We start from the raw sequence: 25,487 nt of genomic DNA on the forward strand, positions 1-25,487 counted from the left end.
GTCGGCCCTGACATTAGGCAACGCTGGCGGGCAGTTCCAGCAGTTAATTCTGCATCTCAAAGGCTTTGCAGGGGTCTTCTCGCTCGACTGTGGGGCTATCGATAACAGCATCAAAATCCCCGCTCACGACCCCATCTTCGGATTGTCCCAGTACAAAGACCTTCAAACCGGGGCGCAGTCGCGACAGAAAAGTCGGAATTCCGCGATCCTTACGGGCATGGCCATTGCCAGTGATAACCGCGACAGGCCCACCAGTTTCGTCGGTGGCGCGCAGAATGGCTCGGGTCAACACAGCGTCCCTCAGACGTTGAATGGCTACCATCTGCGGTAGAACTTCAGCGGGCAATGCGTCGCAATGTGCCGCCAGTTGATCAGCCTCGCGTGCGGCTTGATCTTCATCCGACAGAGGTACAGTCAATCCATATCTGGCCGCATCAGCCCCCAACGCTGTGGCCGCCCCGCGTTCCATAGCAGCGCGGGCCGCTTCACGCGGAACCATCGCGCCATACACCGGCACATCCGCGGCCTGAAAAATGGGGTAGTACATTCTGAGAGGCGGCCAGCCGGATTCTGCCCAGCGCAGAATTCGGGACAGCTCCTCGGGATTGGTTGCCGCTTTTTGAGCCAACCGCTGAGCACCTTCTTCGGTCACCATCTCCCAGACAACCGCCGTGGGCGTGATTGCCTCAACTGCTTCGGCTTGGACCAGATGATGCTGAGGGTTGTCATGTATCTCACCCAGAATGACGACATCCGCGGCCCGCAGGTCGGCCAACACGTCCTGAGGGATAAATTCAGCAGCTCGAACCGTTTGAGGCAAAGTGGCGAGCAACACAAAAGCTGTAAGAATCGCAAGAGGTTTCATGCGAAGAAGTGTTGCACCTCGCGCGATTGCGCTTCAAGGTTCTTGCGCATCTTTGTGAATGCTGCCGCCTCGAGCTGGCGCACACGCTCTTTCGACAGGCCAAGCTCTTTCCCAAGACTTTCCAGCGTCCGGGCAGGCTCACGCAGTTTTCTTTCGCGAACGATAAACCGCTCGCGATCGTTCAAAGCTTGCATCGCCGCCACCAGCCATTCGCGCAGTTGCTGGTTGTCGTGGCTGTTCTCTACTACCTCGGCGGCTTGTTCGCTGTCATCTTCCAGCGCATCAATCCACTCGCGCCCGTCCTCATCTGCAGACTGCACCGCATTCAGCGAGAAATCGGACCCTGCCAGACGGCCTTCCATCATCTCGACATCACGCAGCGGGACTCCGATTTCGGCGGCAATCTTCTGATGCAACTGATGGCGATCCAGCTCCAGCCCCTCAGTCGCGGCTTCGCGCTCCAGACGCGCCTGTACCCGACGCATGTTGAAGAACAGCGATTTCTGGGAAGAGGTCGAACCAGTGCGCACCATCGACCAATTGCGCATCACGTAATCCTGAATGCTGGCCTTGATCCACCACACTGCATACGTTGAAAACCGCACACCCCGATCCGGATCGAACTTGTCGGCGGCTTTCATCAAGCCCAGTCCCGCCTCCTGAATCAGATCATTCATCGGCGCGCCGTAGCGTTTGAATTTCGCCGCCATTGATATCGCCAGCCGCATATAAGCCGTAATGAGGCGGTGCAGCGCCTGCTCATCGCGTTCGTCGCGCCAGGCATAGGCCAGTTTCAATTCAGTCTCCGCATCCAGCAGCTCGGCCTTCATTGCCTTACGGGACATCGAAAAATCATGTGCGTTGTCGAGTGCCATGCAATTCTCCCCTTTTATCACAGGCGATGGGCCGGGCTTGCCTTGCCGACTTGTGGTCGATACGCAGGACAAAACCGGGTGGATCACCAGAAAGGTAATAAAAGTGCATGCCGATTTAACCTTTATCTTGGGCGGAGCGGCATCCGGAAAATCTGCTTTTGCGGAGCAACTTGCTGTTTCAACTGGGAAAAGCCGCGTTTACCTTGCGACATCACAAGTGTTTGATGACGAGATGCGCCTAAAAATCAGGCAACATATTGCACAACGCGGCAGCGGGTGGACGACGATCGAAGCGCCATTTGATCTATTGCCGGAACTCGCCAAGCTGACAAATGATCAGATTTGCCTGATCGATTGTGCAACCATGTGGCTGACAAATCACCTGCTGGCAGAGAATAACCTAGAGGAAGCACAGGCCGGGCTGCTTGAGGCGATGAAGACCTGTACCGCCCAGATTGTTATCGTATCAAACGAGGTGGGCCACGGGATCGTCCCCGACAACGCCCTTTCCCGCCGGTTTCGCGAGGCTCAGGGACGGCTGAACATCGCTCTGGCTGCGCAGGCAGATCGGGTGGTGCAGGTTACGGCCGGGCTGCCGCTGGTTCTCAAAGGGCAACCCCTATGACGCGCCTGCATTTGGTACGGCACGGCCCCACCCATGCTAAAACTATGGTAGGCTGGTCCGACCTTCCTGCCGACTTGAGTGATGAGGCCGCGATTGCACGGCTTGATGCGCATCTGCCTTCCAATGCCGTCGTAATCTCATCAGACTTGTCACGCGCCAGCGATACGGCCAGCGCCATTCAAGGCACGCGACTCCGCCTTCCGCACCACCGCGATCTGCGCGAAATTAATTTCGGCAACTGGGAGATGCGCCCCTTCGCCGAGATCGAGGCGGAAGACCCCGAGCTTTGCTTTGCCTACTGGGATAATCCGGGCGAGGTCAGGCCTCCAAACGGGGAAAGCTGGAATGAGGTCCGCGCGCGTGTCGATAGGGTCGTCGACACCCTGATCGCGGCCCATACCGGATGTGACCTAGTCCTGGTCGCCCATTTCGGAGTGATCCTGACTCAGGTCCAACGCGCTCTGGACGTGGACGCCCAACACGCGTTTGGTCACCGCATCGACAACCTGTCCGTCACCGAGATCACGCGCCATAACGATGGTTGGACCGTAGGTCGGATTAATCACCGACCGTGATAAGTGTGCGCACAAATCTCTGATTTACCGACGCGTCTCTGTCCGACATCGTTGCTGTATGACATATGATCTCTTTATCGGTGACCGGTTGTTCTCCAGCTGGTCCATGCGCGGATGGCTAATGCTTGAGAAATTCGGCCTGCCATACCGCACCCACATGATTGGCCTTTATTCCGGCACCATGGCGGCGGATATGGAACCACTGGGCCCGGCGCGCCTTGTTCCTGCGCTGCGTCTACCAGATGGAACCGTGGTCGGCGAAAGCCTCGCGATGGCAGAGACATTGGCCGAACGCCACCCCGAAGCAGGGCTTTGGCCGTCAGACCCTGCCGCCCGCGCCACAGCCCGGTGGCTTTGCGCTGAAATGGTTGCCGGTTTCACAGCGCTGCGGGGGCAATGCCCCATGCAGTTGAAACGTTGCTGGGAAGGGTTCAAACCTTCACCTGAAACGATGACTGATTTGCAGCGGATCGAAACCCTCTGGGCCCATGCACGGAAGGTCTCTGGCGCCGCGTCGGGCCCGCTGTTTGGTGCCTATTCTCTGGCTGATGTTTTCTACACGCCGGTCGCTGCACGGATTGTCGGCTATGGCCTGCCCGTGTCCGAGGTCAATCGTGCATACTGCATGCACCTGCTCTCTGATATCGCAGTTCGACAATGGCGCGCCATGGGCATGACGGTCGCGTATGAGCCCTTCCCGTATCCGCAAGACCTTCCCGCACACAGCTGGCCAATTGGCGGGGATTCAGGGGCATTGGCAGTCAGCACAGGCCCCTCGGTCAACACAGCCTGCCCCTATTCCGGCAAGCCTGTACAAGACTATCTGGAACTCGATGGCAAGATTTGGGGCTTTTGTAATCCGTTTTGCCGAGACAAGACCGTTTCTGACCCTGAGGCGTGGCCGATATTTACGGCGATGGTTGCTGACGTTAACGATTCTTAAACTGCAGCCATGGCAGCAACGTCCTGTTAACCAAGGACAGGATTGCCATGGTCGCCCGTGCTCACACCGTTGCCTTTCAAGGGGTCGATGCCCGCCCGGTCGAGGTGCAATGCGCCGTCTCACCGGGCCTTCCGGCCTTTTCCATCGTGGGATTGCCGGACAAGGCAGTCTCCGAAGCACGGGACCGTGTTCGTAGTGCGCTAAGTTCGATGGCGATCGCGCTGCCGTCGAAACGGATCACGATTAACCTTTCGCCTGCCGATCTGCCCAAAGAGGGCAGCCATTTCGACCTGCCTATCGCCGTCGCTTTGTTGACTGCGTTGGAAATCATCCCAGCGGATGCTGCCGAGGGCGCTGTCGCGTTGGGCGAGTTGTCTTTGGATGGTTCTCTGGTACCCGTCGTCGGCGCGCTGCCCGCTGCCATGACAGCAGCCGCCGATGATCGCAGCTTGCTTTGTCCCAGCGCCTCTAGCGCCGAAGCCGCGTGGGTTGACGCCACTCAGGTGATCGGAGCGGGCTCGTTGGGGGATGTGGTGCGGCACTTTACCGGTCAGTCTGCGCTGCCCGCTGCGACACCGGGCGAAGTGAAACTATCACCCAACGCACGGGACCTGCGGGACGTGAAGGGGCAAGAGCGCGCCAAACGCGCCTTGGAAATCGCCGCAGCCGGGCGGCATCATTTGATCATGATCGGGACACCGGGTTCCGGCAAATCCATGCTGGCGGCGCGTCTGCCGGGTATTTTGCCGCCTCTGAGCCCGGTCGAAGCTTTAGAGACATCGATGATCCAGTCGCTTTGCGGCTTACTGGACGAAGGGGGCATCAGCCGCGCCAGACCGTTTCGCGAGCCGCACCATACCGCTTCGATGGCGGCGATCGTGGGCGGTGGCAAAGGTGCGAAACCCGGTGAGATATCACTGGCGCATAACGGCGTCCTGTTCATGGACGAGTTTCCCGAATTTCCGCGCACAGTTTTGGAAACCCTGCGCCAACCTATTGAAACCGGCGAGGTAATGGTCGCCCGCGCCAACGCCCATGTGAAATACCCATGCCGCTTTATGCTGGTAGCCGCCGCGAACCCGTGCAAATGCGGATACCTGACGGACCCATCCCGCGCCTGTTCACGCGCGCCGGTCTGTGGTGAGGATTACTTGGGGCGTATCTCAGGGCCGTTGATGGACCGGTTCGATCTGCGCATCGAAGTCCCTCCGGTCGGATTTACCGATCTCGACCTGCCGCCCGCCGGCGACAGCTCTGCGACCGTCGCAGAGCGGGTTGAAGCGGCGCGCGCCATACAAGCAGATCGCTTTCGCGACACGCCAAATATCCGTCAAAACGCGGATGTCGAAGGCAATGTGCTGGAAGAAATCGCCGCCCCTGATGCTCAGGGCAAAGAACTATTGCTAAAAGCCGCGGAACGCTTTGGCCTGTCGGCCCGCGCCTTTCACCGCATCCTACGCGTGGCCCGCACCATTGCCGACCTAGAAGGTGAGCGGGATGTGCGCCGCCCCCATGTCGCCGAGGCGCTGAGCTTTCGCATCAGCGCCAAAGCAGGAGCTTAAAGTTTCGCCTCAATCGCTTGCCAGATTTTCTCGGCGATGTTCACGCCATTGAACCGCTCAAGCTCCTGAATACCAGTGGGTGAGGTCACGTTGATCTCGGTCAGGTAGTCGCCAATTACATCGATCCCCACAAAGATCTGACCACGTTCCTTCAATAACGGTCCGATCGCAGCGCAGATTTCCATATCTCGCTCGGACAGGCCGATTTTCTCGGGGCGCCCGCCCACATGCATGTTCGAGCGGGTTTCGCCCTCAGCTGGAACCCGGTTGATGGCGCCCACCGGCTCACCATCGACAAGTATGACCCGCTTGTCGCCATTGCGCACATCGGGCAGGAATTTCTGCGCGATCAGAGGCTCACGAGAAAAGCCGGTGAACAGCTCATGCAGCGACGTCAGGTTGCGGTCATTCGCATCAAGACGGAATACGCCAGCACCTCCGTTGCCGTAAAGCGGCTTGAGGATGATATCGCCATGCTTTTCTTTGAACGCCTTGATGGTTCGCAAATCCCGCGCAATCGTGGTGGGCGGAGTCAGTTCAGGGAAATCCAGAACCAGCAGCTTTTCGGGATAGTTTCGCACCCAAAACGGATCGTTAACCACCAGGGCCTGCCTCTTTAGCCGGTCAAGCAAATGGGTCGAGGTGATGTAGTGCATGTCAAACGGGGGGTCTTGGCGCAGCCAGACGACATCAAATTCAGCAAGGTCCACTTCACGCTCAGGGCCCAACACTGCCGGGTTGCCAGCGACTCGTTGCACCGTCATGTCATGGCCGCGCGCCGTGATCTTGCCTTCCTGGTAAGCGAGTTGATCCGGGCCATAAAAAAACAGCTGGTGGCCGCGCGCCTGAGCCTCTTCTGCCAGACGGAAAGAGCTGTCGGCGTTGATATCCACGGCCCCGATTGGGTCCATCTGAAAGGCGATCTTCATGGTGTATCCCTCAATTCCACGCTCGATACATGGCGCAGAGGCTTGACGGGTTCAATGGGGGTCAGTCCAAACCAAAGGCGTTTTCGATGATTTGAACAGTTCCAGTGTCATCAACCAGTGCCGCATCAAACCGAGTATTCGTCAGCTGACCAGCAGGCTCCTGTTCAAGAAACTGGGCAGCGGATGCGCAAATTCGATCCATCTGTCGGCGACTAATCCGAGCGGCTGCACGGTCAAAACTACGGCTTTTCTTAACCTCAATGAAGACCAACCCATCTGCGTTGCGCGCGATCAGATCTATTTCACCGCCAGCACCGCACCACCTGCGTCTTGCGATTGAATAACCCCGTCGCACGTATTCGGCGGCCACGCAAAGTTCGGCGGATTGTCCAGCGTGATAAGATACAGAACCCCGAACGGATCTCTGTGCCATATCATCCCTTTCCCAGCTTCAGAGCCATCTGATAGATCGGACGGCGCGGCAGGCTGAACATCTCTGACACCAAATCTGCCGCATCCCGCACCGAATGCGTTTGCAAAGCTTTTTTCAATGCCTCTTCTACATCAGAGTCCTTAACAGATTGCGAATGGGCGCGATCCACAAGCAGAACCACCTCGCCCTTTACCGATGCGCCCTCGTACTCTGCTGCCAGATCAGCGAGCGTCCCTCGGCAAGTTTCTTCAAACTTTTTGGTGAGTTCACGGCACAGGGCCGCCTGTCGGTCTCCACCCAAAATATCCGCGAGATCAGAGAGGCAGGCAGCCACGCGCTTCGGCGATTCATAGAAGACAAGCGTTCCGGGGACGCTGCGCAGGGATTCGATTCGTGAACGCCGTGCGCCAGAGGCATTGGGCAAGAACCCGGCAAAGAAAAATGCATCCGTGGGAAGCCCCGCCAATGTCAGCGCCGTCAAAACAGCAGACGGTCCCGGAGCACATGTCACGTTGTGCCCAGCCTCAGCCGCCTGACGGCCCAAATCATAGCCGGGATCGGCGATCAGCGGCATTCCCGCCTCGGACGCGTAAGCCACCGATTGCCCTTGTTCCAGCGCCTCAAGTATTTTGCCCCGCGCGCCCGCGCCGCTGTGATCGTGATAGGCCAATATACGGCGCCCTTCGAGCGGCACGCCATGGATTTCCATCAAACGTCGCAAGCTGCGTGTATCTTCGGCAGCAATCATGTCTGCCGAGGCCAGAACATCGAGCGCCCTGAGCGTAATATCGCGTGCCGTCCCGATTGGGGTGGCAATAAAGTACAGCCCAGCGGCCAATCTGATCTTTTGGAAATTCAAAGCTGGACCCTCACAGCGTGACGTTTATTATCGCGGTTCAATAGACCAAGGTGCCCTCAGACGCCGGATCAGGGAGTTTTCTTTTAGATGTTTACCGTTTGCAAGCCCGCACGCAAACTGGCGAAATCCGCCATTGTACTGGCCACGGCCGCTTTTCTGGCCGCCTGTGAAGTCGGCGGCATCAGCGGAGGCCCCTCGATCGACACCTCTGACCCGGTTCCGGTGGCCCTGTTGGTCCCAAGCGGATCACCTCAGTCTGGCGATGCGGCCCTTGCACGAAGCCTTGAGAACGCGGCACGGCTGGCCATCGCGGATTTGCCGAACGTCAAGATTGATCTGCGCGTCTACGACACGGCCGGCAATGCCGGAACGGCCTCGGCGGTTGCACAGCAAGCTGTAGCGGACGGGGCCAAGATCATTCTTGGGCCAGTGTACGCACAAGCCGCAAACGCGGCAGGACTTGCGGTGCTAAACAACAATGTGAACGTGCTGTCCTTCTCGAACAACACCAGCATTGCGGGCGGCAATGTCTATGTGCTTGGCCCCACTTTCCAGAACACGGCCAACAGGCTGGTGAACTACGCCGGACAGCAGGGTAAAAACAGTACCGTCATTGTACACAGCAATGACTCAGCGGGCCAGCTAGGCCAGTCTGCCATCGCTGCCGCGCTCAGCAACAGCCGCGTCAACAATGCGGGCACAGTTGGATATGACCGGTCTCAGCAGGGCGTGATCGATTCGGTTTCGGCGATCAAAGCAACGGTCGATTCGACCGGCGCGGATTCAATTTTCCTGACCGCGACGACGGCGGGCGCGCTCCCCCTTTACAGCCAGTTGTTGCCCGAGGCCGGTGTATCTCCTGCGACAACTCAGTATATCGGCCTGACACGCTGGGACATTCCGGCCCAAACGCTGGAATTGCCTGGCGTACAAGGTGGCTGGTTCGCACTTCCCGATCCGGCAAAGGCACAGGCTTATCGCCAGCGTTACAACAACACCTACGGTGAGGCACCACACCCGATCAGCGGGCTTGCCTATGACGGAATCGCTGCGATCGGAGCCTTGGTTAGCCAGGGCAAATCGAACGCGTTGACAGGTGCAGCATTAACCCAGAACGCCGGTTTTCAGGGTGTCGGCGGTATTTTCCGCCTGCGACCGAACGGTACGAACGAACGCGGTCTGGCTGTTGCCACGATCCAGAACAAACAGGTGGTTGTGATTGACCCTGCCCCACAAAGCTTCTCTGGCGCCGGATTCTAATCGACCGGCGCAGGGCTCTGCGCCCGATGTCAATCTGATCTGCGCGGCTGACGAGATTTTTAACAACGCCGAGGTCAATGCCAACCTGTCCGCCGCTGTTGAAAACAGTTCGGACAACGCAGCCTTGCGCGCCGAGACGGTGCGCATTCTGCGAGAGGCGCAAAAGACAGGCCGCAAGGCGATTGCGGACGCCTTTGCCGAGCGCCCATTTGATGCACTGCCGCTGACGCATTCCTATACCTATCTGACGGACCAGATGGTCGGCACAGCAATGCGCATCGCCAGCGAGCATCTGCATCCGCTGGCAAATCCCACGCAAGGCGAGAAAATCGCTGTGCTGGCAGTGGGAGGTTATGGCCGGGGTGAGATGGCCCCGTCATCCGATGTAGATCTGCTTTTTCTGACGCCGTACAAAATCACCGCCTGGGCCGAGAGCGTGATCGAATCCATGCTCTATATTCTCTGGGATCTGCGGCTGAAGGTCGGTCACTCTTCACGCACGATTAAAGATTGCCTGCGTCTGGGGGCCGATGATTTCACCATCCGTACCGCCATGCTGGAACAACGGTATCTCGTCGGGGATCAGCCCCTTGCGCAAGAACTTGAAGCGCGCCTGAAGACCGATCTTTTCAAAGGCACCGAGCGGGAATTTATCGAAGCCAAGCTGAAAGAGCGCGATGAGCGGCACCTGAAGCAGGGTGAACGCTATATGGTCGAACCCAATGTCAAAGAGGGCAAGGGCGGCTTACGCGACCTGCAATCGCTCTACTGGATCGCAAAATACATCTATGGCGTAACGGACGTGGCCGAACTGGTCCCTATGGGCCTCTTTACGCCCGAAGAGTTTGACGAGTTCGCGCAAGCCGAAGAATTCCTCTGGGCCGTCAGGTCTCATTTGCATCTGGTGACGGGCCGCGCGACGGAACAACTGACCTTCGATCTGCAGGTCGAGGTGGCCGATCGTATGGGATATCAAGACCGCGCTGGTCGGCGCGCCGTCGAGGTGTTCATGCAACGCTATTTCCGCGAAGCCACCCGTGTGGGCGAATTGACACGGATTTTCCTGACCAAACTGGAAGCCTCGCACATGAAGGGCGCGGCCTTGCTGGAACGTATTTTCCGCCGTCGCCCTCGCGTCAAGGCCGGTTACCGCGTGGTCCATGGCCGTCTGGATATCGCGGACCCTGACACGTTCCTGTCAGACAAGGTCAACCTGTTACGGTTGTTCGAAGAGGGTTTGCGCACGGGTATGCTGATCCATCCCGACGCAATGCGGTTGGTAACGGCCAACCTGAACCTGATCGACGATGAGATGCGCAACGACAAAGAGGCGCGGCGCATCTTTCTTGATCTGATGCTGAAACACGGCAACCCCGAACGTGCCCTGCGACGCATGAACGAGTTGGGGGTTCTGTCAGCCTTTTTGCCCGAGTTTGAGCACATCGTGGCGATGATGCAGTTCAATATGTATCACAGCTATACGGTGGACGAGCATACGATCCAGTGCATCGTCAATTTGGCGCAGATCGAGCGAGGAGAGTTAATCGAGGAACTGCCCTTGGCGTCATCCATCCTGGAGGGTGGTGTTAGCCGAAAGGTTCTATACGTGGCTCTGTTGCTGCACGACATCGGCAAAGGACGCCCCGAAGATCATTCGATTCTGGGTGCGCAAATCGCGCGCAAAGTGGCACCACGATTAGGGCTGAGCAAGGCGGATTCGGAAACCGTCGAATGGCTTGTACGCTATCACTTGCTTATGTCCGATATGGCGCAAAAACGCGACATCTCAGACCCGCGCACAATCCGCGATTTCGCTAAAGCTGTTGCAACCGTCAAACGGCTGGACTTGCTGACGGTGCTGACAGTCTGTGACATCCGCGGTGTCGGACCAACGACCTGGAACAACTGGAAGGCTACATTGCTGCGCGCTTTGCATGCTGACACCAAACACGCACTGGAATCCGGGATGGAGGCGCTTAACCGAGCCAATCGTGGAGATGGTGCGAAAAAGCAGTTGCGGGCCGAATTGGAAAACTGGTCCAAATCTGACCTGAAAACCGAAACCGGGCGGCATTATGATCCATATTGGCAGGGATTGAACCTTTCGACACATGTCGAATTCGCGGAAATGTTGAAATCGCTGGAGGACAGCGGCGATCCTGGTGACGTAGAAATCCGTCTGCATCCGGATGAGGATCGCGACGCCACCCGCGCGTGTTTTGCCATGGGTGATCATCCGGGTATTTTTCTCGCATTGCAGGGGCACTTGCCCTTGTCGGAGCCAATGTGGTTGATGCCCGCAGCTATACGACGAAAGACGGATATGTAACTGATGCGTTCTGGGTTCAGGACGCCGAGGGCCATCCCTTCGAGGCCACGCGCCTGCCTCGGCTGACCCAGATGATTCACAAGACACTCAGGGGTGAGGTGGTCGCACGGGACGCATTGAAATCCCGCGACAAGATCAAGAAGCGCGAACGCGCGTTCAACGTCCCGACCCATATCACCTTCGACAACGAAGGTTCAGAGATTTACACGATCATCGAAGTCGACACCCGCGACCGGCCCGGACTGCTATATGATTTGACGCGCACGATGGCAGCCGCCAATGTCTATATCGCGAACGCAGTCATCGCCACCTATGGCGAACAGGTGGTCGACACGTTCTATGTCAAGGATATGTTCGGCCTGAAATACCACTCTGAGGCCAAGCAACGCGGGTTGGAAGCCAAGCTGCGCGCGGCCATCACCGAAGGTGCCGAGCGGGCCGCATCATGAAGCCGATCCGCCTGATTTCGGGCTTTTTCACCGTTGGGTTCTGGACCTTGGCAAGCCGCATTCTGGGCTTTTTGCGGGAAATCCTGCTGACCGCTTATATCGGGCCCGGACCGGTGATGGACGCTTTCGTCGCAGCCTTCCGACTACCCAATATGTTCCGCCGCTTCTTTGCCGAGGGCGCATTCAACGCAGCCTTTGTTCCAATGTTTTCAAAACGCCTTGAAGGCGGTGAAGACGCCGAAGGTTTCGCACAGGATGCGTTTAACCTGTTGGCAGTGGCGGTGCTGGCGCTAGTCGGTCTGGCGATGGTCTTCATGCCCGCGTTGGTTTGGATAACCGCCGAAGGATTCTATGGTGATGAACGCTTCGATCTGGCGGTGGATTATGGTTACGTCGTGTTCCCCTACATCCTGTTTATGTCCCTCGCTGCGCTGTTTTCCGGAGTATTGAACGCTACCGGGCGCTTCGCCGCTGCAGCCGCCGCTCCTGTGCTGCTGAACATATTCGCCTGCTCCGCGTTAATCTTTGGCGCGATATCTGGTGGAGACATCATACGCTGGCTCATCGCGGTCATCCCAGTCGCAGGCATCGCGCAATTGGCGCTTGTCTGGATTGCGACTGAACGCGCCGGAATTCGCATTCGGCTCGGTCGGCCAAAGCTCAGCCCGGAAATGCGCCGCATGGTGCGGATCGCGGTTCCTGCGGCGTTGGCCATGGGCGTAACGCAAGTCAATCTTGTGGTCGGACAGCTTGTGGCATCAAAAACCGAAAAGGCAGTCAGTTGGCTGTTTGCCGCAGATCGTTTGTATCAACTGCCGCTCGGAGTGGTTGGCATCGCCGTCGGCATCGTGCTGTTACCCGACCTGTCACGCCGCCTGCGCGCAGACGACAAAGATGGAGCACGCAATGCCTTTTCACGGGCCGGAGAGTTTACTCTGCTGCTGACCTTGCCTTCAACGGTTGCCTTTATGATCATCCCCGGCCCGTTGGTCTCGGTCCTGTTCCAACGTGGCCAGTTCAGCGCCGAAGATACAGCGGCGACCGCCTTGGCCGTGGCCATCTATGGTATCGGGCTGCCCGCATTCATGCTGCAGAAGCTACTGCAACCTTTGTTCTTCGCCCGCGAAGATACCAAATCACCGTTTCGATACGCAGTGGTTGCGATGGTGGTGAATGCCGGACTTGCCTTTGGGCTTTATCCCATTGTCGGGTGGATTGCGCCCGCAATCGCAGCGTCGACTGCTGGCTGGGCCATGGTTGCGCTGCTTGCAATCGGCGCGCGCAGAATGGGCGACGAAGCCCGATTTGATGACCGGTTCAAACAGCGGATCTGGCGGGTCGTGGCGGCATCGGCTGGCATGGGGGTGGTGTTGTTTGCGGCCATTAACCTCTTCGGCTGGACGTTCGAAGTACCAGGCTGGCGTTACCTTGCGCTGCTCGTGCTCATTGTAACTGCGGCGGTGGCCTACTTCCTGTTGGGGCACATCTTTGGCGCCTTCCGGATTTCGGAGTTCCGCACAGCGCTGCGCCGAAGCTAATGCGCATCAATCGCGTCGCGTTTTGCTGAGGATGCGTGCCCAGCCACCCGGAGCCAGAAAGAAAGACAAACCAAAACCGGTGGCAAAACCGCCCAGATCGGCGACCCAATCCGAGGTCCCACCGAAGATCAGACCGAACAGCAACTGAATGCCCATAAGAACCGCGATCAGGCTGAATGCGCGCGATTGGTTTTCACCCACCAGAGAAAGCTTGCGCCACAGCAGCCAAGTGAACGCGCCGATCAGCCCGTAAACCGGAGGAAACCCGCCAACCAGAGGATAAGGCGGGTTCAGCAGCACCGCGTAGGCCAGCGCTCCGCCTACGCCAGACAGCACGAAAATGATCAGCATGGCGACACTGCCAAAGACCTCGGCAACCATCTTACCCATCGCCAGCACAAACACGCAGACAAACACTGCTTGCGTGAAATTGGCCTGAACAAAGGGATAGGTGACAAAGCGGATCGCATGTTCGAACGGCCAGCGCCCGTTCTGAACCATCCAATCGAAGATATCGGGCGAAAACGTATATTGCTGCAGCGCATCCAGCCGCCAACCAACGGCGGTTGGCCCACCGACCAAGCCCCTGCTGCCAAGCAAGAAGATCAGTTCAATCCCGATGATGAACAGAACCAGCGCCACCACGACCGGCGGCAGAGGGTTCACGGGCGGTGTATAATGCTCACTGCTCATTGGGCTGGCCTTTCGCGGCTGTTGACGTCCCTTGGCCTCATGGGTAAGCGACGGGGGCTGATTTTTCCAGACAGGAGTTTCCTTCGATGACCGAGACCCAATTCACGCCGCGCGTGTTTTCCGGCATCCAGCCTTCAGGAAACCTGCACTTGGGTAATTACCTGGGTGCACTTAAACGTTTCGTGGATATGCAGGGGCCGGAATACGAGACCGTCTACTGCATGGTCGACCTCCACGCGATTACCGTCTGGCAAGACCCCGATCGACTGCGTGAAAAAACCCGCGAAGTGTGCGCGGGGTTCATTGCTGCTGGCCTCGACCCTGAGAAATCCATCCTGTTCAACCAGAGCCAGGTGCCCGAGCATACTCAGCTGGCATGGATCTTCAACTGCATCGCCCGTATCGGCTGGATGCAGCGAATGACACAGTTCAAGGACAAGGCCGGTAAGAATGCGCAGAACGCCTCTTTGGGTCTGTTCGCCTATCCTGCCCTGATGGCGGCAGACATTCTGGTCTATCACGCGACCCATGTGCCTGTTGGTGAAGACCAGAAGCAACATCTGGAACTGACGCGCGACATCGCAATCAAGTTCAACCATGACTATGGCGTCGATTTCTTTCCGGTGACCGAACCGGTCATCGGTGGGCCTGCGCCCCGTGTGATGAACCTGCGTGACGGGTCCCGGAAGATGTCGTCGTCAGACCCGTCTGATATGACGCGGATCAACATGACCGATGATGCCGATGCCATCGCCAAGAAGATCCGTAAAGCCAAGACCGATCCGGACGCTTTGCCGTCGGAGATCGATGGCCTTGAAGACCGTCCCGAGGCGCGCAATCTGGTGAATATCTATGCCGCGCTTAGCGACCAGACGGCCGCACAAGTGCTGGCTGAGGTTGGCGGGAAGCAATTCGGTGAGTTCAAGCCAATGTTGGCAGAGCTTGCGGTCTCGAAACTCTCGCCCATTTCAACCGAAATGGCGCGCCTGATGGGCGAAGAGGCCGAGATTGATCAGATTCTCGCCCGAGGTGCTGAACGGGCACGTGCAATCGCGGCCCCGATTCTGCAGCAGACCTACGAGATTGTAGGGATGGTCGGCGCGGGCAAATCCTGACCACGCGATCGCAATCCAAAAAGAACGCCGCCCTTTCTCGGGCGGCGTTTTTCGTTCCGTCGGCTCTTATGCCGCCTGCAGGCTCAGCATCTCGTGCACGATGGATTCCGCAACTTCGTGCGGGCTGACCGCTTCGGCTTTGGCCCGTGTCAGGATGCGATCCATCGTCTGCTCCAGCGCCTGCAACCTACCGGCGACCCAAGCTTCACGCTCTGCGACACGGAGGATTTCCGTCGCCACATTCACGATACCACCGCCATTGGCGACGAAGTCAGGGGCGTAAAGAATGCCACGCTTGTGGAGCAACTGCGCGTCCCGATCGCTGGACAACTGATTATTTGCCCCTCCGGCCACAGCGCCGACTTTCAGTAATGGAATACTCGTTTCGTTCAGGATGCCGCCGATCGCACAAGGCGCAAAGATATCCGCTTCAACGCCGTAGATCGCATCGGGTGCAACGACCCGTGCCGCAAACCGTTCGGCCACGCGTGCCGCTTGCCGGGTGTCGATGTCAGTTACGATTAACTGCGCACCAGAATCGTGCAACAACTGGCACAAATGCTCGCCTACATGGCCAAGACCCTGAACCGATACCGTCAGGCCTTTAAGGCCAGAAAGCCTGAACCGGTGCTGCGCTGTCACCCGGATAGCATTGAATATCCCGCGCGCCGTTATCGGAGACGGATCACCGCTGGCGAACTCACCTTCCGCCAGCCCAGCCACAAATTCGGTTTCAGACCCGATATGCGCCATATCTGCAGGCGTCATACCCATATCTTCTGCCGTCCAGTACAGACCGTTCAAACCTTGAATCACGCGCCCAAAGGCCTGCAAAAGTTCAGGTGATTTATCCTCATGAGGATCCCCGATAATGACAGCCTTGCCTCCCCCGAGCGGCAGATCAGCCGCGGCGTTCTTGAACGTCATGCCCCTTGCCAGTCGCAAAGCATCGTCCAGGGCCTCGGCTGGGTGGCCGTAAGGGCGCATACGCACACCGCCCGCAGCGGGGCCACGTTGCGTTGAGTGGATCGCGATGTAGCCCAATAGACCAAGTGAGTTATCTTTGAATTCGACCACGCGCTCGTGCTCTGGCGCGTCTACGATGGTGATGTCCATTCTTCTCCTCCGGAGTGCTTCCGAGAGTTTGCCACCTATCGTCGAGTGATTTTCACCCTTTTGTCACTATATCAGGGAAATTTTTGGTGCTAACATCTAAAATTGAAAACTTTTGTGGAGTTTTTCGCCATGGATGATATCGATTCCAAGATAATCCGCGCCCTTCAAAACGATGGCCGTATGACTGTCATCGATTTGGCGGAGCATGTCGGGCTGTCCCCGACACCCTGCGCACGGCGTTTGGATCGACTGCAGCGGGACGGGATTATCACCGGCTACGCCGCACAAGTCGACCCCGAGCGGCTTGGATTCGGCGTCACAATCTTTGTGTCTGTCGAGTTGGAGAAACAGGATCGCAACGCCATCGATTCCTTCGAAAAGGCCATTCGTCGCTGCGACGAGGTGATGGAATGCTACCTCATGACCGGATCACGCGACATTCTGCTGCGCGTGGTTGCCAAAGACCTCAATGCGTTTGATGCATTTCTGGAAAACCGGCTTATGAAAATTTCGGGCATTCGAAACCTACGATCAAACTTCGCTTTGCGCACCATGGTCAAACGCGAAGCGCTGCCTCAGCACCACGGATAATCTGCTGGACCTTGCGTCAGCCCCAACCTAGGTTTCCCCGAAGCTTGAGGGAGGGCGCAATGGCAGTCGGCAAAAACATCCGCACCTATTTCAACGGCCAATGGCATGACGGGGACGCACCGATCATGCGCGCTGCTGACCATGGCGCATGGCTGGGCTCATCGGTGTTTGACGGTGCCCGGTACTTTGATGGAATGACCCCGGATCTGGATGCCCATTGTGCCCGCGTGAACCGTTCAGCCGAGGCGCTGATGCTGACACCTTCTGTAACAACCGAACAGATGGTCGATCTGGTTCACGAAGGGTTACAGAGTTACGCACCTGACACCGCCGTTTACATTCGCCCCATGTATTGGGGCATCGACGGGGATCACACCGCCATCGTCCCTCAGGAAAACAGCACTGGCTTTGCCATCTGTCTTGAAGAAATCCCAATGGCACCCAAAACCGCCTCGGCGACGCTGACAACCACTCGGTTCCGCCGCCCTGTTCTGGAATCCGCTGTGGTCAACGCAAAGGCAGGGTGCCTGTATCCGAACAATGCCCGGATGTTGCAGGAGGCACGCAGCAAGGGCTTTTCAAACGCCCTTGTGGCCGACGCGATGGGGCATGTGGCCGAGACTGCGACCGCAAATATCTTCATGGCGCGCGATGGTGAGGTTTTTACTCCAATCCCCAATGGGACATTCTTGGCCGGGATTACACGCGCGCGGCATATTAAAAACCTGCGCGCCGACGGGGTAACCGTGCATGAAACCGTGCTGAGTTTCGATGACTTTCACGACGCGGACGAAGTGTTCATGAGCGGTAACATGAGCAAAGTGACGCCAATCACCGCGCTGGATGACACCCAGTATCAGGTGGGCCCAATCGCCCGTCGCACACGCGAGATGTACTGGGATTGGGCTGCAAGCAATTGCTGATCTGCTCCCTTTCTGTTTCAGTTGCCACTGCTTACCCTGTGGGGCATGATCCCGAAAACAAACGAGGACAAACATGCGCAAGTTCCTAGTCGTTCTGGACGACAGCCGCGAATGTCTGAACGCCATGCGCTTTGCCGCTATGCGTGCGGCACATACTGGCGGCGGGGTTACGGTTCTTTCGGTAATTCCACCGGACGAATTCAACCACTGGATCGGTGTTGCCGAGGTGATGCGCGAAGAAGCGCGTGAACGTATTCACGCCCATTTCGAGGTGTTCGCCAAATGGATGCGCGACAAACAGGGTGTCGAGCCCGAATTGGCAATCCGTGAAGGCGATCCGGTGGCCGAAATCATTGAACATGTCCAATCCGATCCCGAGATCGGCGTATTGGTTCTGGGTGCAGGTACTGACAAAAAAGGCCCCGGACCGTTGGTGACACAACTGACCCGGAACTCTGGAAGTTTGCCCATTCCTATTACTATCGTGCCCGGCGATCTGAGCAAAGAGAAGCTGGAAGCCATCACCTGAGGTGAATTTATGTCCGCGAAGCTGCAGTTCTGGTTCGACTTCGCATCGACCTATTCTTATCTCAGCGCGATGCGTATCCAGCAGGCGGCTTCGGAATATGGAGTTGCCATAGATTGGCACCCATTCCTTCTGGGGCCGATCTTTGCTGAACAGGGATGGAACAACTCGCCGTTCAACCTCTTCCCGGCAAAAGGTCGGTACATGTGGCGGGACATGGAACGGCTTTGCGCCGCGCGCGATTTACCTTTTCGGCGGCCTGAGCCATTTCCGCAAAACAGCCTGAAAGCAGCAAGGCTGGCGCTGGCGATCAAAACAACCGATCAACGGGCAGCCTTTGTACGCACTGTCTATTCTGCACAGTTTGGTTCCGGTCGTGACATATCGAATCCGGCGGTTCTGGTTGAGTGCCTTACCAAATCTGGCGTTTCGACTGATCTGATGGATCGGATAAGCGACCCCGCGATCAAGGCTGCCTTGTTCGAGCAAGTTACTCAGGCCAAGGCTAAACACATCTTTGGTGCGCCGAGTTTCGTTATTGGGGACGAGCTATTCTGGGGTGATGATCGTCTGGATGATGCGATTTCTTACGCCGCCGCAATTTAGAACGGTTCCAAATCTTGACTTCCCCCGCACGGACGCGCATATCAGGTGCATCTTAGACGGAGCCGCGCCATGTTCATTCAAACCGAATCCACACCCAACCCGGCCACACTAAAATTCCTACCCGGCCAGACGGTTCTGGAAGCAGGCACCGCTGATTTTCCAAGCGCCGACGCTGCAGAAAAATCACCGCTCGCCAAACGCATATTCGGTGTAAACGGCGTAACAGGCGTGTTCTTCGGCAACGATTTTGTCACGGTAACCAAATCTGATGACGTGCAGTGGGATCACATCAAGCCCGCAATTCTCGGCGCTGTGATGGAGCATTACCAGTCCGGCCAACCGGTTATGGGCGCAGGCGCAGAGACCGCCTCGGGCCACGCTGAACACACCGGCGAAGATGCAGAGATTGTCAACCAGATCAAAGATCTGCTGGATAGCCGCGTGCGTCCTGCTGTGGCTCAGGACGGCGGTGACATCACCTTCCACGGCTTCGACCGCGGCGTTGTTTATCTGCACATGCAGGGAGCCTGCGCGGGCTGTCCGTCCTCGACCCTAACGCTGAAAATGGGGATCGAGAACCTGTTGCGTCACTACATCCCCGAAGTGACCGAGGTTCGCCCTGTTGCCGTCTGAACCGACGATTTTGGCATTCGATACATCGGCCGCGCATTGCGCGGCCGCTTTGCTGCGAGAGGGCAAGATTATCGCATCGCACGCCGAAGCGATGACTCGTGGGCAGGCGGAACGGTTGATGCCTTTGCTTGAAGAAATCCTGACCCGGAACAATTGCACATGGCGGCACCTTGATACGATCGCCGTCGGAATCGGTCCTGGCAATTTCACCGGCATCCGTATCTCGGTATCCGCAGCGCGCGGATTGGCTCTTGGGCTCGGCGTGCCGGCGGTTGGGGTGTCGGGGTTTGATGCGGTTGCGGAAATTGCGCCCGACGGGCATCTCCCGGCAATAGCTGCACCGCGCGATCAGGTTTATGTGCAGCCTAAGGGACGCGCGCCTTACCTGACCTTACGTCATGCCGCTGACGATATTGGTCCCTTGTATTTCTGCGATGACCCAGAACAGCAGGCCCGTGCGATCGCCCAGGTGGCCGCTGGTCGTTGGACGACAGTTCAAGCGCCACCCGCTCCGCTTTATGTCCGCCCTGCAGATGCGGCCCCCTCCAGCGATGTACCACCGGTGCTTTTGGACGAATGACACCACAGGACATGGCAGAAACCCACGCCGCAGCCTTCACACAGTCACGTCCGTGGAGCGCTGAAGAATTCAGCAATCTGATCGCCAATCACTTTACCCATGTTGTTGGCGACAAACGGTCTTTTGCCCTCATTCAAGTGATCGGTGAAGAGGCCGAGCTGCTCACGATCGCGACACGTCCAGACTACCAAAGACGCGGGCTGGCGCGGCGCATCATGGCAGACTGGCACGCCAAGGCACGAGAACTCGGTGCAATCCGTGCATTTCTGGACGTTGCCTCAGATAACCATTCGGCGATCTCTCTGTACCAAACCTGCGGATACACGCCATGCGGCAATCGCGCAGCCTATTATCATCGCAAAAGTGGCCCAAACGCCGATGCGATCGTCATGGAACGCCCCCTGAGCGAAAAATTTCCGCTTTTTTAGACCATATGGTCAAAAATGTGTTGACCGAAGCTGTTGCAAACAGCTTCAATTCCCGCCATCACAACAGGTATGCTCGCTCTGAGTGGGTACCGGGGGATTAAGCCCCGGACCGATAACAGCCAACGGGAGTAACAAATGACATTTATGAAATCCTTGATGGGCGCAGCCGCTGCGGTTGCACTAACAGCAGGTGCTGCTATGGCAGAACCGGCCCTTATCTTTGATCTGGGTGGCAAGTTCGACAAATCGTTCAACGAAGCCGCGCATAATGGCGCTCAGCGTTGGGCGGAACAGACCGGCAAAAGCTATCGCGAGATCGAGCTTCAGTCGGAAGCGCAGCGCGAACAGGCGCTTCGCCGCTTTGCCGAAGCAGGCGCAAACCCGATTATCACAATGGGCTTCGCCATGGCCGATCCATTGGCTGCAGTGGCAGGTGACTATCCGGATACCAAATTCGTTGCGGTCGACGTGACCTGGCTGGAAGCCCCGAACATTCGCCAGATCGGATTTGCCGAACATGAAGGATCATACCTGGTCGGCATGATGGCGGCGATGGCGTCCCAATCCGGCACAGTGGGCTTTATCGGTGGTATGGATATCCCTCTGATCCGTCACTTTGGTTGTGGTTATGCACAAGGCGCGAAGTCCGTAAACCCGGACATCAACGTTGTTGCCAATATGACAGGCACCACCCCTGCAGCATGGAACGACCCGGTGAAGGGCTCGGAGTTGACCAAAGCACAGATCAGCCAGGGTGCTGACGTGATTTACGCCGCTGCGGGCGGTACCGGTGTTGGCGTTCTGCAAACCGCAGCCGACGAAGGCATCCTGTCAATCGGTGTCGATAGCAACCAGAACCACCTGCACCCGGGCAAGGTCCTGACCTCGATGCTCAAGCGTGTGGACGTTGCTGTATATGACGCCATGAAAGCTGGCGAAGACGTCCAGACCGGTGTTTACACCATGGGTCTTGCACAAGATGGCGTTGGCGTTGCGATGGATGAAAACAACGCGGAACTGGTGAGCGAAGAAATGAGCTCGGCCATTGAAAGTGCCCGTCGCGACATCATCGATGGCAACGTAAGCGTTGTCAGCTACTACGAGAACGACAGCTGCCCTGCACTGCAGTTCTGATGTAACTGGGGGCGGGGGCCATGGCCTCCGCCCTGCACCACTCTGCCGCATGCGGCCCTTTCGTCAACCCAAGGACAAGATATGACCGTCCCCGCCATTGAACTCAAAGGGATTTCCAAAGCCTTTGGGCCGGTTCAGGCTAATAAAGATATTTCCATCAGCGTCGCCCGCGGAGCGATCCACGGGATCATCGGTGAAAACGGAGCGGGCAAATCCACGCTGATGAGCATCCTCTACGGATTTTACAAAGCCGACAAAGGCGAAATCTGGATCAACGGCACCAAGACCGACATCCCTGACAGCCAGGCGGCGATCGCCTCGGGCATCGGGATGGTGTTTCAGCATTTCAAACTGGTCGAGAATTTCACCGTTCTGGAAAACATCGTTCTGGGTGCGGAGGACGGTGGGCTGTTGGCTCCGTCGCTGGCGAAAGCCCGGAAAGAGCTGAAAGACCTAGAGGAAGAATACGAACTGTTCGTCGACCCGGACAAACGCATCGATGAGATCGGTGTGGGCATGCAGCAGCGGGTTGAGATTCTCAAGGCGCTCTACCGCAAGGCCGAAATTCTGATTCTGGACGAACCCACGGGCGTTCTTACCCCTGCCGAGGCGGACCAGCTGTTTCGCATTCTCGACCGGCTGCGGTCCGAGGGTAAAACAATCATCGTGATCACGCACAAGCTGCGCGAAATCATGGAGAACACTGATACGGTTTCGGTTATGCGCCGTGGTGAGATGACCGCCACCGTCAAAACAGCTGACACCAATCCGCAGGCACTGGCCGAATTGATGGTTGGCCGCAAGGTCTTGCTACAGGTTGATAAGGTGCCTGCACAGCCGGGCAAACCGGTTCTGGAAATCGAAAACCTCAGTGTCACCGATTCGGCCGGTGTCGAGCGTGTCAAAGGCATCGACCTAACCGTTCGCGCGGGTGAGATCGTTGGCATCGCGGGCGTTGCTGGCAACGGGCAGTCCGAACTGCTTGAAGTTTTGGGCGGTATGCGACCCGGGGTAGGCTCGATCAAACTGAACGGCGAACCTCTGGCGTTGCACGGCCCCGGATCGGACGGGCAAGCGCGGCGCGCCCGACATATCGCTCATGTCCCCGAGGATCGGCAGCGCGAAGGTCTGATCATGGATTTTCACGCGTGGGAGAACGTGGCGTTCGGCTACCACCGCGACCCTGCTTACAAACGCGGGCTGTTCATGGACAACGCTGCCCTGCGTGCCGACACCGAAGCCAAGATCGAGAAGTTCGATGTGCGCCCGCCCAATGGCTGGCTGACGGCAAAAAGCTTCTCGGGCGGCAATCAACAGAAAATCGTCGTTGCACGAGAAATCGAGCGCAATCCCGATCTGCTGCTGGTGGGCCAGCCCACACGCGGCGTGGATATCGGTGCCATCGAGTTCATTCATAAACAGATCGTCGCCTTGAGGGATCAGGGCAAAGCAATCTTGCTGGTCTCGGTCGAGCTGGAAGAGATCTTCTCACTCTCGGACCGGATCGCGGTTATGTTTGACGGACATATCATGGGCGAGCGTCTGCCCGCCGAGACGGATGAAAAAGAACTGGGCCTGCTGATGGCCGGTGTTGCAGGAGAGGCCGCCTGAACCATGGAAAAAATGCCCAAATGGGCCGATGTGGTACTGATCCCGCTAATCAGTCTGCTTCTAGCCACAATCCTTTCGGCAATCGTGATCCTGGCCATCGGGGAAGATCCGCTTGAGGCGGTAAATCTGATGGTCACTGGGGCACTAGGGTCAACCTACGGCTGGGGCTATACACTTTATTATGCAACGAACTTCATCTTCACCGGACTCGCGGTTGCAGTTGCCTTTCACGCGCGCTTGTTCAACATCGGCGGCGAGGGTCAGGCCATGCTGGGCGGACTGGGCGTTGCCATCGTCTGCCTATCGGTTCCTTGGCCGCATTGGACAATAGCTTTGCTGGCCGCCTGTGCTGCTTCGATGATCTTCGGTGCAGCCTGGGCCGCGATCCCGGCCTATCTGCAGGCGAAGCGGGGCAGCCATATCGTGATCACCACGATCATGTTCAATTTCATCGCTGCCGCTTTCCTGAATTACATGCTGGTCAACGTCATGCGCCCGCAAGGGTCGCAAGACCCAGCAACGGCTCGTTTCCCCGAGGCAGTGCATCTCCCGACTTTCCAGTCGATGTTCTCGAGCGCCGAAAACATCGTTTTCCGAGGTGCGCCTGCCAACATCTCGTTCTTCGTCGCAATCCTTGCGTGTTTTGTTGTCTGGGCGCTGATCTGGCGAACTCGGTTGGGCTATGAAATCCGCGCCTACGGCCATTCGGAAACCGGTGCCGTCTACGCCGGTATCTCGCCTGTACGCATCACGATTATTGCCATGCTGATCTCGGGCGCTCTGGCGGGCCTGATGGCAGTCAACAACGTGATGGGCGAAGCCGAGCGGTTGGTGCTGAACGCAACCGAAGGCGCGGGTTTCATTGGAATTGCCGTGGCACTGATGGGTCGGTCGCATCCATTCGGGGTATTTCTAGCCGCTATTCTGTTTGGGTTTCTGTATCAGGGCGGGGCCGAACTGGCGCTTTGGACATCAATTCCGCGCGAACTGATCGTGGTCATCCAAGCGTTGGTCATTCTGTTTACCGGAGCACTGGACAACATGGTGCGCATGCCGCTTGAAAAGCTGTTCATGGCGCTTCGGAAGGGGTCGGCCTGATGGATTTCTTCCTGACACTCATCCAGGTTCTGGATTCGACCATCCGACTGGCTACGCCTTTGCTGCTTGCCTGTCTGGCCGGTCTATACTCCGAGCGCGCGGGCATCTTCGACATCGGCCTTGAAGGCAAGATGCTGATGTCAGCATTCTTCTCGGCTGCCGTCGCCGCCGTAACCGGTTCGGTGTGGCTGGGATTGCTGGCCGGGATCGCGGCATCTCTGGTCCTTTCGGCGCTACACGGGTTTGCGTCGATCTCGTTCCGGGGCAATCAGCTGATCTCGGGGGTTGCGATCAACTTTCTTGCCTCAGGTATGACCGTTCTTGTCGCCCAAAGCTGGTTCAAGCAGGGTGGTCGTACGCCATCATTGTTCGGTGAAGGGCGGTTTGAATCTGCAGAATTCCCTTATGCGATCGGTCCGGCTGACGCCGAACTGACAGGCCGTCCGGTTTCCGAGCTGATGTCTGAAACCAATCCCCTGCATATGGCCTATTCCGAGCTTCTGTCTGGCCATTCCATTCTGGTTTACGTGGCTTTCCTTATGGTGCCACTGACTTGGTGGATTCTGTTCCGCACCCGGTTCGGGCTGCGTCTGCGCGCGGTCGGAGAGAATCCTGCGGCGGTGGATACTGCTGGAGTTTCGGTTGTAGGTCTCCGCTACGCAGCGGTTGCGATTTGCGGCGTACTTTGCGGCATCGCAGGTGCCTACCTGGCCACCGCGCTGCAAGCAGGCTTTGTGAAAGAGATGACCGCCGGGCGCGGATTTATCGCACTGGCTGCTCTGATCTTTGCAAAATGGCGTCCGTGGCACGCGATGTGGGCATGCCTGTTGTTCGGGCTGTTGCAGGCCATTGCCTTGCGGTTCCAGAACATCGATTTGGGCGGGGTCGTGATCCCGGTGCAGGTCATGGACGCCCTGCCCTATATCCTGACCGTGGTGATTCTTGCCGGGTTCGTCGGCAAGGCCATACCGCCACGCGCAGGCGGCGAACCATATGTAAAGGAACGCTGATAGAGCCAGTTCAGGACTGCCCCTCAGTCCTGTTTGCTGCAAAGCGGCATACAGAGTTGATTTTGTATGCCGCAACCGCTCTAAGGGGGTATGGACGTGTCCCGCATCAGTTCCGCAGCCATGCTATCGACTATTTTCAGGTTGAGCCACGGAAACAACTAGATGGCCCTATCTGGCACGC

Annotated in this window: 25 protein-coding genes and 1 pseudogene; 19 read left to right on the forward strand and 7 right to left on the reverse strand. The window is 57.6% G+C overall.

The annotated features are described in order from the left end of the window. Positions 1-43 precede the first annotated feature (43 nt). Both AC1DFB_RS12280 and AC1DFB_RS12285 read right to left on the reverse strand, forming a co-directional pair. Positions 44-865, reverse strand: coding sequence for a ChaN family lipoprotein (locus tag AC1DFB_RS12280; protein ID WP_480921363.1), 822 nt, complete (start codon positions 863-865; stop codon positions 44-46). Next, complete coding sequence (locus AC1DFB_RS12285) at positions 862-1,740, reverse strand: RNA polymerase factor sigma-32 (RefSeq protein WP_170566354.1); 879 nt, start codon at positions 1,738-1,740, stop codon at positions 862-864. The genes AC1DFB_RS12280 and AC1DFB_RS12285 overlap by 4 nt, the downstream gene beginning before the upstream one ends. A gap of 103 nt (positions 1,741-1,843) precedes the next feature. Between AC1DFB_RS12285 and cobU the strand changes: the two genes are divergently transcribed. The 4 genes from cobU to AC1DFB_RS12305 are packed head-to-tail and all read left to right on the forward strand — an operon-like array spanning position 1,844 to position 5,445. Beyond that, positions 1,844-2,365, forward strand: a complete 522-nt coding sequence (gene cobU, locus AC1DFB_RS12290) for a bifunctional adenosylcobinamide kinase/adenosylcobinamide-phosphate guanylyltransferase (protein ID WP_480922610.1) — start codon at positions 1,844-1,846, stop codon at positions 2,363-2,365. After that, the gene (locus AC1DFB_RS12295; protein WP_170612923.1) at positions 2,362-2,940 is read left to right on the forward strand and encodes a histidine phosphatase family protein; all 579 of its coding nucleotides are present in this window, start codon (positions 2,362-2,364) and stop codon (positions 2,938-2,940) included. The genes cobU and AC1DFB_RS12295 overlap by 4 nt, the downstream gene beginning before the upstream one ends. A gap of 58 nt (positions 2,941-2,998) precedes the next feature. Continuing rightward, positions 2,999-3,883 (forward strand): glutathione S-transferase N-terminal domain-containing protein, encoded by an 885-nt coding sequence (locus AC1DFB_RS12300; RefSeq protein ID WP_480921364.1) that lies wholly within the window; start codon positions 2,999-3,001, stop codon positions 3,881-3,883. Positions 3,884-3,930: 47 nt separating this feature from the next. Further along, positions 3,931-5,445: a YifB family Mg chelatase-like AAA ATPase gene (locus AC1DFB_RS12305; RefSeq protein ID WP_480921365.1), complete on the forward strand. Its 1,515-nt coding sequence runs from the start codon at positions 3,931-3,933 to the stop codon at positions 5,443-5,445. Here AC1DFB_RS12305 and gshB read toward each other — a convergent pair. The 3 genes from gshB to rsmI form a co-directional block, all read right to left on the reverse strand. Then, positions 5,442-6,374, reverse strand: coding sequence for a glutathione synthase (gene gshB / locus AC1DFB_RS12310; protein WP_480921366.1), 933 nt, complete (start codon positions 6,372-6,374; stop codon positions 5,442-5,444). The genes AC1DFB_RS12305 and gshB overlap by 4 nt on opposite strands. Before the next feature lie 61 nt (positions 6,375-6,435). Further along, complete coding sequence (locus tag AC1DFB_RS12315) at positions 6,436-6,807, reverse strand: YraN family protein (RefSeq protein ID WP_223117558.1); 372 nt, start codon at positions 6,805-6,807, stop codon at positions 6,436-6,438. A gap of 1 nt (position 6,808) precedes the next feature. After that, positions 6,809-7,666, reverse strand: a complete 858-nt coding sequence (gene rsmI, locus AC1DFB_RS12320; protein ID WP_480921367.1) for a 16S rRNA (cytidine(1402)-2'-O)-methyltransferase — start codon at positions 7,664-7,666, stop codon at positions 6,809-6,811. A gap of 87 nt (positions 7,667-7,753) precedes the next feature. Here rsmI and AC1DFB_RS12325 point away from each other — a divergent pair, with 87 nt between their 5' ends. From AC1DFB_RS12325 to murJ, 3 genes and pseudogenes are all read left to right on the forward strand, one after another. Continuing rightward, complete coding sequence (locus AC1DFB_RS12325; protein WP_170395865.1) at positions 7,754-8,926, forward strand: penicillin-binding protein activator; 1,173 nt, start codon at positions 7,754-7,756, stop codon at positions 8,924-8,926. Next, positions 8,886-11,704, forward strand: a pseudogene (locus AC1DFB_RS12330) ([protein-PII] uridylyltransferase). The gene AC1DFB_RS12325 and the pseudogene AC1DFB_RS12330 overlap by 41 nt, the downstream one beginning before the upstream one ends. Then, entirely contained in the window at positions 11,701-13,242 is a 1,542-nt protein-coding gene (gene murJ, locus AC1DFB_RS12335; protein WP_480921368.1) for a murein biosynthesis integral membrane protein MurJ, read from the forward strand. The pseudogene AC1DFB_RS12330 and the gene murJ overlap by 4 nt, the downstream one beginning before the upstream one ends. Positions 13,243-13,248: 6 nt before the next feature. Here murJ and AC1DFB_RS12340 read toward each other — a convergent pair whose 3' ends face one another. Next, positions 13,249-13,935: a rhomboid family intramembrane serine protease gene (locus tag AC1DFB_RS12340; protein ID WP_170395859.1), complete on the reverse strand. Its 687-nt coding sequence runs from the start codon at positions 13,933-13,935 to the stop codon at positions 13,249-13,251. An 86-nt stretch (positions 13,936-14,021) separates the two neighbouring features. On the opposite strand from AC1DFB_RS12340, the gene trpS reads away from it, so the two are divergent. After that, the gene (trpS, locus tag AC1DFB_RS12345) at positions 14,022-15,050 is read left to right on the forward strand and encodes a tryptophan--tRNA ligase (protein ID WP_170626159.1); all 1,029 of its coding nucleotides are present in this window, start codon (positions 14,022-14,024) and stop codon (positions 15,048-15,050) included. A 66-nt stretch (positions 15,051-15,116) separates the two neighbouring features. Here the strand turns inward: trpS and AC1DFB_RS12350 are convergent, their stop codons facing one another. Further along, the gene (locus tag AC1DFB_RS12350) at positions 15,117-16,166 is read right to left on the reverse strand and encodes a Glu/Leu/Phe/Val family dehydrogenase (protein WP_480921369.1); all 1,050 of its coding nucleotides are present in this window, start codon (positions 16,164-16,166) and stop codon (positions 15,117-15,119) included. Positions 16,167-16,295: 129 nt separating this feature from the next. Between AC1DFB_RS12350 and AC1DFB_RS12355 the strand changes: the two genes are divergently transcribed. The 11 genes from AC1DFB_RS12355 to AC1DFB_RS12405 all read left to right on the forward strand — a co-directional run bounded on the left by AC1DFB_RS12355 (position 16,296) and on the right by AC1DFB_RS12405 (position 25,306). Further along, a complete protein-coding gene (locus tag AC1DFB_RS12355) occupies positions 16,296-16,757 on the forward strand; it encodes an Lrp/AsnC family transcriptional regulator (RefSeq protein ID WP_170423751.1) in 462 nt (153 codons plus the stop codon). A 59-nt stretch (positions 16,758-16,816) separates the two neighbouring features. Beyond that, positions 16,817-17,680 carry a branched-chain amino acid aminotransferase gene (locus AC1DFB_RS12360; RefSeq protein ID WP_170423749.1) on the forward strand — a complete coding sequence of 288 codons (864 nt, stop codon included), beginning with the start codon at positions 16,817-16,819 and terminating at the stop codon, positions 17,678-17,680. Between the two features lie 73 nt (positions 17,681-17,753). Further along, positions 17,754-18,209: a universal stress protein gene (locus AC1DFB_RS12365; RefSeq protein WP_074736907.1), complete on the forward strand. Its 456-nt coding sequence runs from the start codon at positions 17,754-17,756 to the stop codon at positions 18,207-18,209. Between the two features lie 9 nt (positions 18,210-18,218). Further along, positions 18,219-18,812, forward strand: coding sequence for a DsbA family protein (locus tag AC1DFB_RS12370; RefSeq protein WP_480921370.1), 594 nt, complete (start codon positions 18,219-18,221; stop codon positions 18,810-18,812). 69 nt (positions 18,813-18,881) lie between these two features. Next, on the forward strand, positions 18,882-19,445 hold the full coding sequence (locus AC1DFB_RS12375) for a NifU family protein (protein WP_170395847.1): 564 nt from the start codon (positions 18,882-18,884) through the stop codon (positions 19,443-19,445). Beyond that, positions 19,435-20,025, forward strand: a complete 591-nt coding sequence (tsaB, locus tag AC1DFB_RS12380) for a tRNA (adenosine(37)-N6)-threonylcarbamoyltransferase complex dimerization subunit type 1 TsaB (RefSeq protein ID WP_480921371.1) — start codon at positions 19,435-19,437, stop codon at positions 20,023-20,025. The genes AC1DFB_RS12375 and tsaB overlap by 11 nt, the downstream gene beginning before the upstream one ends. Next, entirely contained in the window at positions 20,022-20,453 is a 432-nt protein-coding gene (locus AC1DFB_RS12385) for a GNAT family N-acetyltransferase (RefSeq protein ID WP_170612903.1), read from the forward strand. The genes tsaB and AC1DFB_RS12385 overlap by 4 nt, the downstream gene beginning before the upstream one ends. A 135-nt stretch (positions 20,454-20,588) precedes the next feature. Then, entirely contained in the window at positions 20,589-21,587 is a 999-nt protein-coding gene (locus AC1DFB_RS12390) for a BMP family lipoprotein (protein ID WP_170395841.1), read from the forward strand. Positions 21,588-21,668: 81 nt separating this feature from the next. Continuing rightward, entirely contained in the window at positions 21,669-23,198 is a 1,530-nt protein-coding gene (locus AC1DFB_RS12395; protein ID WP_170395839.1) for an ABC transporter ATP-binding protein, read from the forward strand. 3 nt (positions 23,199-23,201) lie between these two features. Beyond that, complete coding sequence (locus AC1DFB_RS12400) at positions 23,202-24,296, forward strand: ABC transporter permease (protein ID WP_170513031.1); 1,095 nt, start codon at positions 23,202-23,204, stop codon at positions 24,294-24,296. Next, a complete protein-coding gene (locus tag AC1DFB_RS12405) occupies positions 24,296-25,306 on the forward strand; it encodes an ABC transporter permease (protein WP_480921372.1) in 1,011 nt (336 codons plus the stop codon). The genes AC1DFB_RS12400 and AC1DFB_RS12405 overlap by 1 nt, the downstream gene beginning before the upstream one ends. Positions 25,307-25,487: the final 181 nt, after the last annotated feature.

Source organism: Ruegeria sp. S84 (genome assembly GCF_056583445.1).